16 protein-coding genes and 1 riboswitch are annotated in these 16,724 nt (G+C 69.4%); of the genes, 8 read left to right on the top strand and 8 right to left on the bottom strand.

The features are described 5' to 3' along the window. Positions 1-956, top strand: a 956-nt coding sequence (locus SZ55_RS05480) for a 3-deoxy-7-phosphoheptulonate synthase (RefSeq protein ID WP_044402581.1), incomplete at its 5' end; no start/stop codon positions are given. Positions 957-1,006: 50 nt separating this feature from the next. Here SZ55_RS05480 and SZ55_RS05475 read toward each other — a convergent pair. After that, complete coding sequence (locus SZ55_RS05475) at positions 1,007-1,348, bottom strand: zinc ribbon domain-containing protein YjdM (RefSeq protein ID WP_044402578.1); 342 nt, start codon at positions 1,346-1,348, stop codon at positions 1,007-1,009. A gap of 297 nt (positions 1,349-1,645) precedes the next feature. Here SZ55_RS05475 and SZ55_RS05470 point away from each other — a divergent pair, with 297 nt between their 5' ends. Continuing rightward, positions 1,646-2,356, top strand: a complete 711-nt coding sequence (locus SZ55_RS05470; protein ID WP_044402576.1) for a sulfotransferase family 2 domain-containing protein — start codon at positions 1,646-1,648, stop codon at positions 2,354-2,356. Beyond that, positions 2,343-2,951: an adenylyl-sulfate kinase gene (cysC, locus tag SZ55_RS05465; RefSeq protein WP_044402573.1), complete on the top strand. Its 609-nt coding sequence runs from the start codon at positions 2,343-2,345 to the stop codon at positions 2,949-2,951. The genes SZ55_RS05470 and cysC overlap by 14 nt, the downstream gene beginning before the upstream one ends. 98 nt (positions 2,952-3,049) lie before the next feature. On the opposite strand, the gene SZ55_RS05460 is transcribed toward cysC, so the two are convergent. Continuing rightward, complete coding sequence (locus SZ55_RS05460; RefSeq protein ID WP_442963691.1) at positions 3,050-3,526, bottom strand: LEA type 2 family protein; 477 nt, start codon at positions 3,524-3,526, stop codon at positions 3,050-3,052. A gap of 233 nt (positions 3,527-3,759) precedes the next feature. Here SZ55_RS05460 and SZ55_RS05455 point away from each other — a divergent pair, with 233 nt between their 5' ends. After that, entirely contained in the window at positions 3,760-4,659 is a 900-nt protein-coding gene (locus SZ55_RS05455; RefSeq protein ID WP_044402569.1) for a YihY/virulence factor BrkB family protein, read from the top strand. 4 nt (positions 4,660-4,663) lie between these two features. Here SZ55_RS05455 and cobN read toward each other — a convergent pair whose 3' ends face one another. After that, a complete protein-coding gene (gene cobN, locus SZ55_RS05450) occupies positions 4,664-8,398 on the bottom strand; it encodes a cobaltochelatase subunit CobN (protein WP_044402567.1) in 3,735 nt (1,244 codons plus the stop codon). Between the two features lie 60 nt (positions 8,399-8,458). Then, positions 8,459-9,511 (bottom strand): cobalamin biosynthesis protein CobW, encoded by a 1,053-nt coding sequence (cobW, locus tag SZ55_RS05445; RefSeq protein ID WP_044402564.1) that lies wholly within the window; start codon positions 9,509-9,511, stop codon positions 8,459-8,461. Between the two features lie 91 nt (positions 9,512-9,602). Further along, positions 9,603-9,796: riboswitch (cobalamin riboswitch) on the bottom strand. Positions 9,797-9,894: 98 nt separating this feature from the next. On the opposite strand from cobW, the gene SZ55_RS05440 reads away from it, so the two are divergent. From SZ55_RS05440 to SZ55_RS05425, 4 genes are all read left to right on the top strand, one after another. After that, on the top strand, positions 9,895-10,335 hold the full coding sequence (locus tag SZ55_RS05440; protein WP_044402561.1) for a cobalamin biosynthesis protein: 441 nt from the start codon (positions 9,895-9,897) through the stop codon (positions 10,333-10,335). Beyond that, complete coding sequence (gene cobM, locus SZ55_RS05435; RefSeq protein WP_044402558.1) at positions 10,332-11,084, top strand: precorrin-4 C(11)-methyltransferase; 753 nt, start codon at positions 10,332-10,334, stop codon at positions 11,082-11,084. The genes SZ55_RS05440 and cobM overlap by 4 nt, the downstream gene beginning before the upstream one ends. Positions 11,085-11,295: 211 nt before the next feature. Continuing rightward, entirely contained in the window at positions 11,296-12,180 is an 885-nt protein-coding gene (locus SZ55_RS05430) for a sugar nucleotide-binding protein (RefSeq protein WP_044402555.1), read from the top strand. Then, positions 12,173-13,099 (top strand): NAD-dependent epimerase/dehydratase family protein, encoded by a 927-nt coding sequence (locus tag SZ55_RS05425; RefSeq protein ID WP_044402552.1) that lies wholly within the window; start codon positions 12,173-12,175, stop codon positions 13,097-13,099. Before SZ55_RS05430 ends, SZ55_RS05425 begins: the two co-directional genes overlap by 8 nt. A 135-nt stretch (positions 13,100-13,234) precedes the next feature. Here SZ55_RS05425 and SZ55_RS05420 read toward each other — a convergent pair whose 3' ends face one another. The 4 genes from SZ55_RS05420 to SZ55_RS05405 all read right to left on the bottom strand — a co-directional run bounded on the left by SZ55_RS05420 (position 13,235) and on the right by SZ55_RS05405 (position 16,691). Beyond that, positions 13,235-13,921 carry an OmpW/AlkL family protein gene (locus SZ55_RS05420; RefSeq protein ID WP_044402549.1) on the bottom strand — a complete coding sequence of 229 codons (687 nt, stop codon included), beginning with the start codon at positions 13,919-13,921 and terminating at the stop codon, positions 13,235-13,237. Positions 13,922-14,190: 269 nt separating this feature from the next. After that, the gene (locus SZ55_RS05415) at positions 14,191-14,712 is read right to left on the bottom strand and encodes a DUF3299 domain-containing protein (protein WP_044402546.1); all 522 of its coding nucleotides are present in this window, start codon (positions 14,710-14,712) and stop codon (positions 14,191-14,193) included. A gap of 7 nt (positions 14,713-14,719) precedes the next feature. Beyond that, positions 14,720-15,982: an ABC transporter permease gene (locus SZ55_RS05410; RefSeq protein WP_044402543.1), complete on the bottom strand. Its 1,263-nt coding sequence runs from the start codon at positions 15,980-15,982 to the stop codon at positions 14,720-14,722. Position 15,983: 1 nt separating this feature from the next. Beyond that, on the bottom strand, positions 15,984-16,691 hold the full coding sequence (locus SZ55_RS05405) for an ABC transporter ATP-binding protein (RefSeq protein ID WP_044402540.1): 708 nt from the start codon (positions 16,689-16,691) through the stop codon (positions 15,984-15,986). Positions 16,692-16,724: the final 33 nt, after the last annotated feature.

Below are 16,724 nucleotides of genomic sequence, written 5' to 3'. Positions count from 1 at the left end.
CCGTCGAACTGGCCCGCCAGATCCAGGCCCAGCGCGAAGCCGTGCGCGCCGTGCTGGATGGCGAGGATCCGCGCCTGCTGGTGGTGGTCGGCCCCTGCTCGATCCACGACCCGGAGGCCGCCCTGGACTACGCCCGCCGCCTGGCGGCCCTGGCCCCGCTGGTGAGCGACCAGTTGCTGCTGGTGATGCGCGCCTACGTCGAGAAGCCGCGCACTACCGTCGGCTGGAAGGGCCTGGTGTACGACCCGCACCTGGACGGCAGCGGCGACATGGCGGAGGGCCTGGCCCTGAGCCGCCGGCTGATGCTGGAGATCGCCGGGCTCGGCCTGCCGGTGGCCACCGAGCTGCTGCAGCCGCTGGTGGCCGGCTACCTGGACGACGCCCTGAGCTGGGCGGCCATCGGCGCGCGTACCAGCGAGTCGCAGATCCATCGCGAGATGGTCAGCGGCCTGGACCTGCCGGTGGGCTTCAAGAACGGCACCGACGGCAGCCTCGGCATCGCCACCGATGCCATGCGCTCGGCGGCCCACGCCCACCAGCACTTCGGCCTCGATGCCCAGGGCCGCCCGGCGCTGGTGGAAACCGCCGGCAACCCGGACACCCACCTGGTGCTGCGCGGTGGCCACAAAGGCCCGAACCATGATGCCGCCAGCGTGCAGGCGGCCCGCGAAGGGCTGGAGAAACTGGGGATCGCGCCGCGCATCCTGGTGGACTGCAGCCACGCCAACAGTGGCAAGGACCCGCTGCGCCAGCCGGCGGTGCTGACGGACGTGATCGACCAGCGCCTGGCCGGCCAGAGTGCCCTGCGCGGGGTGATGATCGAGAGTCACCTGTTCGACGGTGCCCAGTCGCTGTCGTGCGAGCTGCGCTACGGCGTGTCCATCACCGATGGCTGCCTGGGCTGGGAGGGGACGCAGCGGATGCTGCTGGAGGCGGCCGCGCGCCTGCGCGGTTGAAACGAGCCGGGCGCACCGCGAGGGTGCGCCCGTGACGCGGAGGTGCGGGGTCAGACCTTGCGCACGAACTCCGACTTGAGCTTCATGGCGCCGATGCCGTCGATCTTGCAATCGATGTCGTGGTCGCCGTCCACCAGGCGGATGCCCTTCACCTTGGTGCCTACTTTCACCACCAGGGACGATCCCTTGACCTTCAGGTCCTTGATCACGGTGATGGTGTCGCCGTCCTGCAGCACGTTGCCGACCGAATCCTTGATCACGCGGCCTTCTTCAGCGGCGGCTTCGCCAGCCTCGGCGGACCATTCGTGGGCGCATTCGGGGCAGATCAGCAGCGCGCCGTCTTCGTAGGTGTATTCGGAATTGCACTTGGGGCAGGGTGGCAGGTTGCTCACGGGGTACTCACTGTGTGGCACGAAAAAGGCCGCATAGTGTATAGGGTTTTAGCCCCGGATTGGCGGTGGCTATGCTGGCCGGGCTTTGTATCGGTTTGCTGACACTCTTTACCAACTGGGCATAAGCCGTGGCATCGCGGTTGATAAGGTTTTCGCAGGGAGCATGACTGCTCTTGCGTACAGGGATGTGGCGACCTTAATCACAGAGCACCTCTAAAAACCTCGGCGTTTACAGCGCAGGTCGTTTTTAGAGGTGTCTCGCCGGGCCGTGAGGCCCCGCACTACCTGGACCACCCGATGCTGCAACGCTTCCTCTGGAAACTCCTGCCCAAGGCGCAACGGCGCTTCCTGCTGGACCGCCTCTCGGTGGTGGACCGCCAGGCCGTGAACAAGGCGATGTCGGCCAACCTCGCGTTTCCCGAGCCGTTCCAACAGCGTGCCTGCCTGTTCATCCACGTGCCCAAGTGCGCCGGCAGCAGTGTCTGCCTCAGCCTGTTCGATGGCTGGTACCCCGGCCACCTGCCGCTGTACTGGTACGAGCGGCAGTTCCCGGAGCAGTACGCCGAAAGCTTCAAATTCACCTTCGTGCGCGATCCGCTGGAGCGGGCCTATTCGGCCTATGCCTTCCTGCGGGGCAACCCGCTGTCGACCCGCGATGCCGAGGCCCAGCGCCTGGTGCGCAGCTTTCGCGACTTCGACGAGTTCGTCGCCCGCTGGCTGCACCCGGACAATCTCCACCGCCAGCTACACTTTGCGCCGCAGACTGATTTCCTGGTCGATTCGCTCGGGCAACTGGCCGTGGATTTCATTGGCCGCCAGGAAAACATGGCGCATGATTTCCACCGTCTCTGCCAGCGGCTCGGGGTCCAGGCCGACCTGCCCCGCGCCAACGTCTCATGCGAGCGCCAGGCGGCGCCGGTGAGGCAGTTCTGTACCGCTCGAACCCGCCGCCTGGTACGACGGGCCTATCAACGCGACTACGAGATGCTTGGCTATGCCCAGTCCTGACTCCTCCGCCGTGCCGGCGTGGATCCGCCCCTACAACCTGGCCCTGTCCAAGTCCGCGCGCGCTGCGATCAAGCACCAGCGCCCCTGCTGCATCTGGTTGACCGGCCTTTCCGGTGCCGGCAAGTCGACCCTGGCCAACGCCTTGGAAATGGAGCTGAACGCCCGTGGCCTGCACACCTTCGTGCTGGACGGCGACAACGTGCGCAACGGGCTCTGCCGTGACCTGGGCATGGACGATGCCTCGCGCCGCGAGAACATCCGCCGCATCGCCGAGGTGGCCCGGCTGATGGTGGATGCCGGGCTGGTGGTGATCGTCTCCGCCATCTCGCCGTTCCGAGCCGACCGCGAGGCGGCGCGGGCGCTGTTCCAGCTGGGCGAGTTCCACTGCGTGTACGTCAGCACCTCCTTCGAGGCCTGCGCTCGGCGCGACCCGAAGGGCCTGTACAAGGCCGCGCAGGAAGGGCGCATCCGCAACTTCACCGGGCTCGACAGCCCCTACGAGCCGCCGCTGGACGCCGAATGCGTGATCGACACCGAGGAGGTGGAGGTGCCGCAGGCGCTGGAGCTACTGGTGGACCTGGCGCTGGGGCGTTAGGCGCTCGGTCGTTCCTGGCGGGGCCGTTCGGCCTCGCCCGCCATCTCGCACCATGGGGCGCTGTTCCGCCCCGCCTGTGCCTTCAGTTACCCAGCCGCTCAATACACCTGCACCGGTTCGGCCAGGTTCAGCACGCCGCTGTCGTTGAAGCGCACGGTGCCCCAGAACCCGCCGCCGAGCTTGCCGCGCACGCTGTAGGGGATACCCGCGCGGGTGTTGCGGCTGCTGGTGGCGCCCCAGGCCTGGCGCAGGGCGGAGAAGGCCGAGATGGTCACCGGCACGCTCACCACGGTTTCGCTGAAGCGGGGGATTTCCCCGGCCTGGTCGGAGACGCCGCTGGCCAGCGGCTGGTCGTTGATGTCCAGGTCCAGGGCGATGCCGTTGTAGCGGATGGGCGTGTCGTTGGGGTTCTGCACCCGCAGCTTCACCACGAAGCGCATCTCCAGCCCCTGGCCGGGTACCGGCTCCATGCCCACCAGGTCGATGCGCACTGGGTCCCGTGGGGCCAGGTTGGCGCAGCCCGAGAGCGCCAGCAGGAACAGGGTGCAGAGCAACGCGTGGAGGGGGTGGCGAATCGTGTGCATCGGGGCGGTCCATCGACAACGGGAGCTGTGTGTACAGACCGGTCGTGGCGCCGATCATTCCCCGCCGGCCGCAAAGCGCAGCGCGGCGCAACGCCGCGACCCGCCGGGATGCCGCGGCCCAGGCGCGGCGGCGCCGGGCTGACCGCCGGTCGGAAAATCCCCCTGAACTCCTGCCTCCGCTGCGCCGTCCATTGCCTTGCCAAGGAACTAGAGCGAGCCGAGCCATGATCCGCTACCTGGGCCTGAAGGGCGTCAAAGGGCGCACCCTGCTGGTCAGCACCGTCAACGAGTTCATCGACGATGAGCTGCCGACCTATGCCTCGGCGCTGGCCTTCCAGATGTTCTTTTCCCTGTTCCCGTTCCTGCTGTTGCTGATCGCGCTGATCGGCTTCCTGCACCTGCCGACCTTCTTCGACTGGTTGCAGACCCAGGCGGCGCTGGTGCTCCCGGTGGAGGCGATGGACCTGGTGCGCCCGGCCATCGAGCAGTTGCAGACGCAGAAGCCCGGGCTGTTCTCCCTGGGTGCGGTGGTGGCGCTGTGGTCCGCCTCGTCGGCGGTGCGTTCGAGCATGGATGCGATGAACCGGGTCTACGACGTGGTGGAGAGCCGCCCGGCCTGGAAGCGCATTCCGCTCTCGGTGTTCTACACCCTGGGCGTGGCGGCCTTCCTGCTGGCGGCGGCGGGCTTGATGATCACCGGGCCGCAGGCCATGGGCTGGCTGGCGCAGCGGGTGGGCATCGAGGAGGCGGTGGTGATCCTGTGGAACTGGCTGCGCATTCCGGCCGCGATCCTGCTGATGATGGCGGTGGTGGCGACCCTCTATTACCTGCTGCCGGACGTGAAGCAGGAGTTCCGCTTCATCACCCCCGGCTCGGTGCTGGCGGTGCTGGCCTGGCTGCTGGCCTCGTTCGGCTTCAGCTACTACGCCCAGCACTTCGCCACCTACAACGCCATGTACGGCAGCATCGGCGCCATCATCATCCTCCTGCTGTACCTCTACCTGTCGGCGGCGGTGCTGCTGCTGGGGGCGGAGCTGAACGCGGTGATCGAACACCACTCCCGCGAGGGCAAGAACCCCGGCGAACGCCGGCCGGGGGAAGACGGCAGCGTGGCGCAGGGCTGAGCCGTCACTGTTCCTCGATGTCCAGCAGCAGGTCTTCGAGCGCCTCGCGGTAATCCCCCGGTTCTTCCCACAGGCCGCGTTGCTGGGCTTCCAGCAGGCGTTCGGTGATGTCACGCAGGGACTCGGGGTTGTGCTGCTGGAGGAAGGCGCGGGTGTCGGCATCCAGCAGGTAGGCGTCGGCCAGCAGGGCGTACTGGTGGTCGTCCACCAGGTGGGTGGTGGCGTCGAAGGCGAACAGGTAGTCCACCGTCGCGGCCAGTTCGAAGGCGCCCTTGTAGCCGTGGCGCTTCATGCCGGCGATCCACTTGGGGTTGGCGGCGCGGGCGCGCACCACCCGGCCCAGTTCCTCCCGCAGGGTGCGGATGCGCGGCAGGTCCGGCTGGCTGTGGTCGCCGTGGTAACTGGCGACCGCCTGGCCGCGCAGGGTCTCGGCGGTGGCGAGCATGCCGCCCTGGAACTGGTAGTAGTCGTTGGAATCGAGGATGTCGTGCTCGCGGTTGTCCTGGTTCTGCAGCACCGCCTGCAGCCCTTCCAGGCGCTCGCCGAAGCGTTGCCGGGCCGGGGTCCCTGCATCGCTGGCCCCGTAGGCGTAGCCGCCCCAGTTGAGGTAGGCCTCGGCCAGGTCGGTGCGGGTTTCCCAGGTGCGGGCCTCGATCACCCCTTGCACGCCCGCGCCGTAGGCACCGGGCTGGGCGCCGAACACCCGCCAGCCGGCTTCGCGGCGCGCGGCCTCCGCTGGCAGGCCTTCGCCCTCCAGGCGGGCGCGGTCCTGGCGCACGCGGGCGGCGAGGGGGTTGAGGTCGTCGGGCTCGTCCAGCTCGGCGACGGCCTGTACGGCCGCGTCGAACAGGCGGATGAGGTTGGCGAAGGCGTCGCGGAAGAAGCCCGAGACCCGCAGCGTCACGTCCACGCGCGGGCGGTCCAGCAAGGACAGCGGGAGGATCTCGAAGTCCTCCACGCGCTGGCTGCCGGCCTGCCACACCGGGCGTACGCCCAGCAGGGCCATGGCCTGGGCGATGTCGTCGCCGCCGGTGCGCATGGTGGCGGTGCCCCAGACGGACAGGCCGAGCTGGCGCAGGTGGTCGCCTTCGTCCTGCAGGTGGCGCTCCAGCAGCAGGCTGGCGGACTGGAAGCCCAGGCGCCAGGCGGTGGGCGTGGGCAGGTTGCGCACGTCCACGGTGAAGAAGTTGCGCCCGGTGGGCAGCACGTCGAGGCGCCCGCGGCTGGGGGCGCCGCTGGGGCCGGGGGGCACGAAGCGCCCGTCGAGGGCGGCCAGCACGCCGCCGATTTCCGCTGCGCCACAGGCGTCCAGGGCGGGGGCGATCACCTGCCGCAGGTTGTGGATAACCGCGTCGCTGGCGGGGCCGATGGCTTCGGCGGCCGGGTTGGCGATCAGCTGGCGGGCCAGCAGCTCCAGGCGCTCGCGGGTGTCGCCGTTGCTGCGCCAGGGCGCGTCGTCGACGCCCTGGAGCACGGCGGGGCGCGGCCCTTCCCAGGGTTCGGCCCAGGCCAGGTCGAGCGGGTCGCGGTCGAGCGCCAGGTCGCGGGCGAGGGCGCGCAGCAGGCTGGCGTTGCCGCCCTTGCCGTCGGCACGGGGGATGCGCACCAGGGATAGCAGGGTGTCGTCGCGCAGGCCCGCCACGGGGGATTCGCCGAATACGTGCAGGCCGTCGCGGATCTGCGATTCCTTGAGGTCGCAGAGGTAGGCGTCCAGCTGTGGCAGCCAGCTGTCGGCGTCGTCGTTGAGGCTCAGGCCCAGCTCGCGGTCGAGGGCGGTGGCCCTGACCAGTTCGAGGATTTCGCCGCGCAGCTGCACGGCCCGGCGCGGGTCGAGCAGGGAGGCGTCGTAGTACTCGTCGGCCAGGCGCTCCAGGTCGCGCAGCGGGCCGTAGGTTTCGGCGCGGGTCAGCGGCGGCATCAGGTGGTCGATGATCACCGCCTGGGCGCGTCGCTTGGCCTGGGCGCCTTCGCCGGGGTCGTTGACGATGAAGGGGTAGATGTTCGGCAGCGGGCCCATCACCGCGTCCGGCCAGCATTCGGCGGACAGGCCGACGCCCTTGCCGGGCAGCCATTCGAGGTTGCCGTGCTTGCCGACATGCACCAGCGCATCGGCGCCGAACACCTCGCGCAGCCAGAAGTAGAACGCCAGGTAGCCGTGGGGCGGCACCAGCGACGGGTCGTGGTAGATGGCCGCCGGGTCCAGCTGGTAGCCCCGCGCCGGCTGGATGCCGACGAAGGCGAGGCCGAAGCGCAGGCCGGCGATCATCATCCGTCCGCTGCGGAACATCGGGTCCTGCTGCGGCTCGCCCCAGCGCTCCGTCACCGCCCGCTGGTTGGCTTCGGGGAGGCGGGCGAAGCAGGCGAGGTAGTCGTCCAGGGCCAGGCTCTGGGCGCAGGGGCGGGCGTCGAGGCTGTCGAGGTCGTTGCTGACGCCGCCCAGCAGGCTGTGGATAAGGGCGGTGCCGCTCTCCGGCAGGCCGGCCACGGGGTAACCCTGGGCCTCCAGGGCGCGGAGGATGTTCAGCGCGCCGGCTGGGGTGTCCAGGCCCACGCCGTTGCCGATGCGGCCGTCACGGGTGGGGTAGTTGGCGAGGATCAGCGCCACGCGCTTGTCGGCGTTGGCCTTGCGCGCCAGCAGCAGCCAGCGCCGCGCCAGTTCGGCGACGAAGTCCATGCGCTCGACATGGGGCAGGTAGCAGACCACGTCGCTCTGGCTGCGTTCGCTGCGCCAGGCCAGGCCCTTGAAGCTGATGGCGCGGGTGATGAGGCGGCCGTCCAGTTCCGGCAGGGCGACGTGCATGGCCAGGTCGCGGGGGCCCAGGCCCTGGGCGTTGGTCTCCCACTGGGGCTGGTTGTCCAGGCTGCAGATGGCCTGGAACACCGGCACGTCGCGGCGGAACGGGCGCAGGCTGGGCGCCTCCGGCGAGGACTGGGCGAAGCCGGTGGTGTTGATGATCAGCTCGACGCCGGCTTCGTCCAGCCAGTCTTCGAGGGTGGCCAGGCAGGCGGCCTCCTTGAGGCTGGCCACGGCGATGGGCAGGGGGTTGAGGCCCTGGGCGGCGAGGCGTTCGCAGAAGGTGTCGAGGAAGCCGGTGTTCGCCGCCTGCAGGTGGGTGCGGTAGAACACCAGCGCCACCACCGGCTGCTCGGGTTGCCAGTCGGCGCGCCAGTGGGCGAGCCCGGCGTTGGGCTGGCGCGGGTGGTAGACCGCGACGCGGGGCAGCGCCCTGGGCTCCTCCCAGGGCATCGCGTGGCCCAGGCAGCGGCTGGCGAGGCAGGCGAACAGCTGCCGGGCGTTGTCCAGCCCGCCCTGGCGCAGGTAGTGCCAGTAGCGCTCGGCATCCTCTGCGGGAACGGTGCAGAGCCGTGCCAGCTCGGGGTCGGGGCGGTCGTCGCCGGGCACCAGGATCAGCGTGGCGCCGCGCTCGGCCAGCGCCACCAGTTGCTCGATGCCGTAGCGCCAGTAGCCGACGCCGCCGTGCACGGAGATGAGGATGACCTTGGCGTGCTGCAGCACCTCGTCGACGTAGAGGTCCACCGAGGCGTGGTTCTGCAGCTGCATCGGGTTGGCCAGGCGCAGGCTCGGGTAGTCCTCCGGCAGCGTGCGGGCGGCCTCGGCCAGCAGCGCCAGGTGCGAGTCGCCGCTGCAGAGGATGACCAGCTCGGCAGGCGTCTGGGCCAGGTGGGCGATGCCGTCGTCAGGGACGAAGCCGCCGGGCTGGGTGCGCAACAGGTGCATGGCTCGGGCCTCGGCTCGGTGGAGCGGCCCTCTCCCGGGGGAGAGGCGCCGGTTCGGCGGTTACGCCAGGGCGGTGCGCAGTTCGTTGGCGATGGTGGCCTGGTCCAGCTCCTGGCCGATCACCACCAGGCGGGTGGCGCGGGGTTCGTCGCTGCGCCAGGCGCGGTCGAAGTGCTTGTCGAAGCGCTTGCCGACGCCCTGCACCAGCAGGCGCATGGGCTTGCCGGTGACGGCGACGAAGCCCTTGATGCGCAGGATGGCGTGGCGTTCCACCAACTGGCCGAGGGCCGCGAGCAGGGCGCGCTCGTCCACTTCCGGGAGGTCGACGTGGAAGGAGTCGAACTCGTCGTGGTCGTGGTCCTCGTGTTCTTCGTGATCGTGGTGGGTGGGGCGGCTGTCGATGTGCAGCTCGGCTTCGGCGTTCAGGCCCAGCAGCACGTCCAGCGGCAGCTTGCCGGAGGCGGCCTCGACCACCTTCACCGCCGGCGGCAGCTCTTCGCTGACTTCGGCGCGTACGGCGGCCAGGGCGTCGGCATCCAGCAGGTCGGTCTTGTTGAGGATCACCAGGTCGGCGCTGGCCAGCTGGTCTTCGAAGAGTTCGTGCAGGGGCGATTCGTGGTCGAGGTTCGGGTCCTGCTTGCGCTGCTCGTCCACCTGGTCGGGGAAGGCGGCGAAGGTGCCGGCGGCGACGGCGGGGCTGTCGACCACGGTGATCACCGCGTCCACGGTGCAGGCATTGCGGATCTCGGGCCACTGGAAGGCTTGCACCAGGGGCTTGGGCAGGGCCAGGCCGGAGGTCTCGATGAGGATCTGGTCGAGGTCGCCACGGCGCGCCACCAGCTCGCGCATGACCGGGAAGAACTCTTCCTGCACGGTGCAGCACAGGCAGCCGTTGGCCAGTTCGAAGACGCGACCCACGGCCTCTTCCTCGCTGCAGCCGATGCTGCATTGCTTGAGGATGTCGCCGTCGATGCCCAGCTCGCCGAATTCGTTGATGATCACCGCGATGCGGCGACCCTGGGCGTTGTCCAGCATGTGGCGGAGGAGGGTGGTCTTACCGGCACCGAGGAAGCCGGTGACGATGGTGACGGGGAGCTTGGCCAGGGTTTTCATGCGCGCCTCTCAGGTGCTCTGTGGCGGGCATGACGAATGCAGCGGGCCGGGCCCACTGGAGGTATTCGCCACCGGATCACCCCGCCCGGTTGTCTGGAAATTCGCCGAGGCAGGTCTCCTGGCTCGCAGCCTGGCGCGGGGCGCCGCCGGGTCCGCCTTCCCGCCCGTGGGCAGTGGCTGTGGACAGGGCATCAGCTGCTTACAGTTGCGGGGGCAGCCGTGGCTTGGACCACGTTCCCTCTTAGCTCCAGCGCTCGCTGGAGAACCTCGAAAGGACGGAAGGCTACGCAGGGCCCGGGCGGCGGTCAATCGCGTTGGTTGACGCCTCGTCGGGCCCGTGCTGTCCTTGCGCGGATTTTTCCCGCCCGGTCACCTGCCACGCCATGAACCCCGCTGCTGCTTCCCTGACGCCGCCTTCGCTGGTGGCCGGTTTCGGCTGCCGCCAGGGCTGCACGGCGGCGGAGCTGGGGGCGTTGCTGGATGCCTGCCTGGCCGAGGCCGGTGTGCCGCCGGCGCGCCTGGCGGCGTTGGCGACCCGCGAGGACCGCGCCCTGGAGCCGGGCCTGCGGGCGCTGGCGGCGGAGCGCAACCTGCCGTTGCGGGGCGTTTCCCCCGAGGCGCTGAACGCCCTGGAGGCGCGCCTGAGCCAGCCGTCCGAGCGGGTCCGCGCCCTGGCCGGCAGTGCGGGGGTGGCCGAGGCGGCGGCCCTGGTGCTGGCCGATCGGCTGGGGCAGGGGCCTTCGCACCTGCTGCTCGACAAACGCCGCAGTGCCCGCGCGACCTGCGCGCTGGCCTGCATCCACCTGGAGGCTGAACGGCCATGACGGTCTATTTCATTGGCGCCGGCCCGGGCGATCCGGAACTCATCACGGTGAAGGGGCAGCGGCTGATCCGCCATTGCCCGGTGATCCTCTATGCCGGTTCGCTGGTGCCGGAGGCGGTGCTGGAGGGGCACCAGGCGCAGCAGGCGGTGAACACCGCCGAGCTGCACCTGGAGCAGATCGTTGCGCTGCTGGCCGAGGCCCATGCCCGGGGCCAGGACGTGGCGCGGGTGCACTCGGGCGATCCGTCGCTGTATGGCGCCATCGGCGAGCAGATCCGCCACCTGCGCGAGCGCGGCATTCCCTACGAGATCGTGCCGGGCGTTACTGCCACGGCGGCCTGTGCGGCCCTGCTGGGCTGCGAGCTGACGCTGCCGGAGGTGTCGCAGACGCTGATCCTCACCCGCCACGCCAGCAAGACGCGGATGCCCGAGGGCGAGTCCCTGGGGGACCTGGCCCGTCACCGGGCGACCCTGGCGATCCACCTGGGGGTGAGCCGGATCGAGGAGATCGTCGCCGAACTGCTGCCGCACTACGGGCCGGCCTGCCCGGTGGCGGTGATCCACCGCGCCAGCTGGCCGGACCAGGCCCAGGTCACCGGCACCCTCGCCGACATCGCCGAGAAGGTACGGGCCGTGGGCTTCCGCCGGACGGCGCTGATTCTGGTGGGGGAGGTGCTGGCGGCCGAGGGCTTTGCCGACTCGTCGCTGTACCGCGCCGGGCATGCGCACCTGTACCGGCCGGGCGAGTGATGGCCCGGTCGCGGGAGGATCGCTGCATATCACCGGGTGTTGCCTGCCGGATGCCGGCTTTTTCGCTTGCGTTCGCCTTGCCCGCCCCGATCCGCCCGGGCTTTTCGGCGGGCCTGTAGTGACGTACCGCTGTGAAACCCGCAGAATGCAGCCTTTCCGGCCTTTGGCCGGCCCGTCCGTATGACTTCGGCCTTGAGCGACCTGACTCCTTATGCGAATGCGCTTGATGCTGCTGGGCGGTGGCAATGCCCTTGGACAGGCGCTGATTCGCCTGGGTGCCGAGGATGATGTGGGGTTCCTCGCCCCGCGCCCGCCCGAGCAGGGTTGGGACGCCGCCAGCCTGACGCAGTTGCTCGACGACACCCGCCCCGACGCGGTGGTGAACCTCGCCTACTACTTCGACTGGTTCCAGGCCGAAGACGTGAGCGCTGAGCGCTTCGCGGCCCAGGAGCGGTCGGTGGAGCGTCTCGCCGAGCTGTGCCAGCACCACAACATCGTGCTGCTGCAGCCTTCCAGCTACCGGGTCTTCGATGGCGCCCGCGCCACGGCCTACAGCGAGAAGGACGAGACCATTCCCCTGAGCCTGCGTGGCCAGTCCCTCTGGCGCATCGAACAGAGCGTTCGGGCCTTGTGCCCGCGCCACGTTCTGCTGCGCTTCGGCTGGCTGCTGGACGACAGCCGCGAAGGCACCCTGGGCCGCTTCCTGGTCCGCGCCGAGCGTGACGACGAGATCTGCCTGGCGGACGACCGCCGTGGCAACCCGACCCCGGCCGACGATGCCGCGCGGGTCATGCTGGCGGTGCTCAAGCAGCTGGACTGCGCCGCGCCGCTGTGGGGCACCTACCACTACGGCGCCCACGAAGCGACCACCACCCTGGCCCTGGGCCAGGCGGTGCTCACCGAGGCACGCGCCCTGCACCGGCTGAAGGTGCAGGACATCACTCCGCAGGCCCACGCGGCCCGCCCCGACGCGGCGGACGAACCGCAGCACGCCGTGCTGGCCTGCAAGAAGATCTTCCACACTTTCGGCATCAAGCCGCGCGCCTGGCGTGCGGCCCTGCCGGCCCTGCTGGACCGCTACTACCGACATGGCTGATCCCATCCTCATCACCGGCGGCGCCGGCTTCATCGGTTCGCACCTGGCGGACCAGTTGCTGGCCCGCGGGCACGCCGTGCGCGTGCTGGACAACCTCTCCACCGGCAAGCCCGGCAACCTGGCGCTGGACAACCCACGTCTGGAGCTGATCGAGGGCGACGTGGCCGATGCGGCGGTGGTCGCGCGTGCCATGGCCGGCTGCAAGGCGGTGGCGCACCTGGCCGCCGTGGCCTCGGTGCAGGCCTCGGTGGATGACCCGGTGGCAACCCACCAGGCCAACTTCATCGGCACCCTGAACATCTGCGAAGCCATGCGCACCCATGGGGTGAAGCGCGTGCTGTTCGCCTCCAGCGCGGCAGTGTACGGGCAGAACGGCGAAGGCCAGGCCATCGACGAAGACACCGCCAAGGCACCGCTGACGCCCTACGCGTCGGACAAGCTGGCCAGCGAGCACTACCTGGATTTCTACCGGCGCGAGCACGGCCTGGAGCCGGCGATCTTTCGCTTCTTCAACATCTACGGCCCGCGCCAGGACCCGTCGTCGCCCTACTCGGGGGTGATCAGCATCTTCACCGAGCGGGCGCTGGCCGGTTCACCCATCACCGTGTTCGGCGATGGCGAGCAGACCCGTGACTTCCTCTACGTCGGCGACCTGGTGCAGGTGCTGGCCGAGGCGCTGGAGATGCCGGCTGTGGAGGTGGGGGCGGTGAACGTCGGCCTGCGCCAGTCCACCAGCCTGAACCAACTGCTGGCGGCCATCGGCGAGGTGGTGGGTGGCCTGCCGGAGATCCGCCATGCGCCCGGGCGTGCGGGGGACATCCGCCACTCCCTGGCCGACAACCAGCGCCTGCTGGCACGCTTCGACTTCCCCGAGCCGACGCCCCTGGCCAAGGGCCTGGCCGAACTGCTCGGCCGCTGAGCCCGCTCCATGAGAAAGGCGCCTCCGGGCGCCTTTCTTCTTTCCGCTCGCTGTCACCCTAAGGCTTCACCCCGGGACCGCAGCAGCCCAAACGAAAAAGGCGCCCGAAGGCGCCTTTGTTCTGTGCAGCAGGGCTTAGAACTTGTAGCCCAGGCCGACCATGTAGACCCACGGGTCGACGTCGACGTCGACCTTGGCACGTACGCTGGTGTAGTCCACGTAGGCGCGGGTGTCGATGTCGATGTAGCGGACCTGGGCGTTCAGCATGACGTTGTCGGTCAGCATGTAGTCGGCACCGACCTGCCAGGCCAGGCCCCAGGAGTTCTTCGCGTTGAAGTTGTCGAAGCCGGCGGCGGTTGCCTGGCTGCCGACGTGCTCGTCATAGATCCAGGTGTAGTTGATGCCACCGCCCACGTAGGGCTGGAAGGCGGACTTCGGATCCAGCGGGTAGTACACCAGGCTCAGGGTCGGCGGCAGGTGCTTCAGGGTACCCAGCTTGCCGTTGGCAGGCGCGAGGGCGGTGCCCTTGATCTTCACGTCGTGCTCGAACGGGGTGGCCGCCAGCAGTTCGATGGCCAGGTTGTCGGTCAGCATGTAGGCGAAGTTCAGGCCGAGCTGGGTGTCGCTGCTCATGGTGGCCTTGCCGCCCAGGTCGGTACCGGCCAGTGCGCCGCGATCCACCTTCACGCTGGAGGAGTCGGCGTCCGGGTTGACGGTGATGGCGCCGGCGCGGATCAGGATGTCACCGGCCTGGTGGGCCTGGGCCATGGGTGCAGCCACGGCCAGTGCGAGAAGAGAGGCAGCGAGGAACGACTTTTTCATGGAGGGCTCCAGGTCTTGAGCTGTGTTGGCTGTGACGCAGTTTCAGGGAACCGGCCCCCCATTCGCCTTGATCTAGCTCAATGCCGATGCGGATTCGTTAGCAGGCTTGCTAAACAGGCTGCTGAAAAACGGGCTGCGTTGCCGCTGCGGCGTTGAAAGCACCCTAAAAATGCTCATTTACACCACGTAAACTGCGCTTTTTCGGCCGCTTTCGCCTTGCATCGGCGGCCTCGCCAACGTTTTCAGCGGCCTGTTAGCCCCCTCCGTTTTCACTGGGATTCGTACGGATAGATCTTGCTCGCTTCCATCTGGTAGCCGGCTTCGGCCAGTTCGCTGGTGGAGGCTTTCACCTGCAGCGGGCCTTCGATCCAGAACGGCTGGTAGAGCGCATCCATCAGCACGCCCAGCTCGGTGGTGACGTGGACGATCTGGTTGGACGGCGGCGGCGGGACGTGGATGCAGGCGCCGAAGTAGGGCACCAGCAGGAACTCGGTCACGCGGCCTTCCTCGGTGACGTCCAGCGGGACGATGTACCCGGGCAGCTTCACCTCCTGGCCGTCCAGTTCCTTGACCACCGGGGCGGCCGGGGATTGCTGGGTGGCCGCCGGGCCGGACTCGCTGGCCAGGGAGTCGGCCAGCTGCGACAGGTCGTGGATCGGGGCGGGCGGCGGAGGCGGCGGGGCGTCGGCGGGGATCATCTCCGACCAGGTCAGTTCACGCACATCCCCCGCCCAGAGGGCGGTGGTGGCCAGCAGCAGGAGGGCCGGCAGGGTCAGCAGGGCACGTTTCATTCGCAGCTCACAGGCGGATGGAGAGGCCGTCGGCCAGGGATTGTCGATAGGCGCGCCAGGCCGGCACGCTGCCCATCAGCAGGGCGGCGGCCAGGATACCGCCCAGCAGTGTCCACTCATAGTTGGAGGGCAGCGCCAGGGGCAGGTAGAGGCCGTAGTTGGCCTGCACGTAGCCCTGGCTGACGGCGATGCCGAGGTACAGCAGGCCGAGCCCGAGCACCGCGCCGGCCACGGCCAGGGCGAAGGCCTCCAGCACCAGCAGGCTGCCGATGTGCCAGGGGCGCGCGCCCACGGAGCGGAGGATGGCCATTTCCCGACGGCGTTCGTTGAGGCTGGTGAGGATGGCGGTGAGCATGCCGATCAGCCCGGTGAGCACCACGAACAGCGAGACCACGAACAGCGCCTTCTCGGCCGTGCCCATCAGACTCCACAGCTCCTGCAGGGCGACGCCGGGGAGCACCGCCAGCAGCGGCTCGCTCCTGTATTCGTTGATCTGCCGCTGCAGGGCGAAGGTGGCGATCTTGCTGTTGAGCCCCAGCAGGAAGGCGGTGATGGCCTTGGGCTGCAGGTCCATGGCCCGGGCCTGGTCGGCGCTGACCTTGCCGGTACCGCGCGCGGGCACGCCGTTCTGCCAGTCCACGTGCAGCGCTTCCATGCCCGCCAGGGAGATGTGCAGGGTGCGGTCCACCGGGGTGCCGGTGCGTTCGAGGATGCCGACCACGGTGAACGGCTTGTCGTCGTGCTGCACCAGGCTGACGGTGCTGACGCCGTGGGCCAGCACGATGTGATCGCCCAGCTTGTACTTCAGCGCCTCGGCCACTTCGGCGCCGAGCACCACGTCGAACAGGTCGGCGAAGGGCTTGCCCTCGGCCAGCTTCAGCGGCTGGGCGCGGCCGTAGCGGTAGTGCTCGAAGTAGGCCTCGCTGGTGCCCATCACCCGGTAGCCCTTGTGGGAGTCGCCGAGGGAGATCGGGATGGCCCATTTCACCCGCTTGTCCTGGGCGATGGCTTCGAAGCTCTCCCAGCGGATGTTGTTGGTGGCGTTGCCGATGCGGAACACCGAGTAGAGCAGCAGGTTCACCGACCCGGAGCGGGCGCCGACGATCAGGTCGGTGCCGCTGATGGTGCTGGCGAAGCTGGCGCGGGCCTCCGTGCGCACCCGCTCCACCGCCAGCAGCAGGCAGACCGAGATGGCGATGGCGAAGACCGTGAGCAGGGCGGTGAAGCGGCGGTTGGCGAGGCTCGCCAGGGCCAGGCGTAGCAGGTGCATCTCAGGCCTCCAGCAGGCGGGCTGCGCGGTTCAGGTCCAGCAGCGAGAGGCTGCGGTCGAAGAGGGGGGCCAGGCTCTGGTCATGGCTGACGAAGAGCAGGCTGGTGCCGGCGTCGCGGCATTCGCCGAAGAGCAGGCGCAGGAAGCTTTCGCGGGCATCGGCGTCCAGGGCCGAGGTGGGCTCGTCGGCGATCAGCAGCTCCGGCTGGCCGATCAGCGCGCGGGCGGCGGCGACCCGCTGCTGCTGGCCGATCGACAGGGCGTCGGCGCGGCGCTCCAGCAGGGCCTCGCCGAGGCCGAGGTGGCCGAGCAGGGTCACGGCGGCGGCCGACACGCTGCCGTGGCGTTGGCTGGCACGCTGGGCGCGCAGGCGGGAGAAGCGGCAGGGCAGCTCGACGTTCTCGCGCACCGAGAGGAACGGCAGCAGGTTGAACTGCTGGAAGATGTAGCCGGTGTGGTCCACCCGGAAGCGGTCGCGGGCCCCGGAGGAGAGGGCACCGAGGTCCTGGCCGAGCAGGCGGACATGCCCGCGCCCGGGCGCCTGGACGCCGCCCAGCAGGCCCAGCAGGGTGGTCTTGCCGCTGCCGCTGGGACCTTTGAGGAAGAGGGTTTCACCGCTGTTGAGGGTAAAGGCGGGGATGTCCAGCAACTCGGCCTGGCCGGGCCAGGCGAATCCCAGGTCGGTGATGTCGATCAGTGTCTGGCTCATGTACGGACGGCCGGGTTGCCCCGGCCGGCTCAT

Source organism: Pseudomonas sp. FeS53a (assembly GCF_000931385.1).
GTDB lineage: Bacteria > Pseudomonadota > Gammaproteobacteria > Pseudomonadales > Pseudomonadaceae > Metapseudomonas > Metapseudomonas otitidis.
Note: the sequence above shows the minus strand (reverse complement) of the source record. Positions and strands in the feature narration are given on the sequence as shown.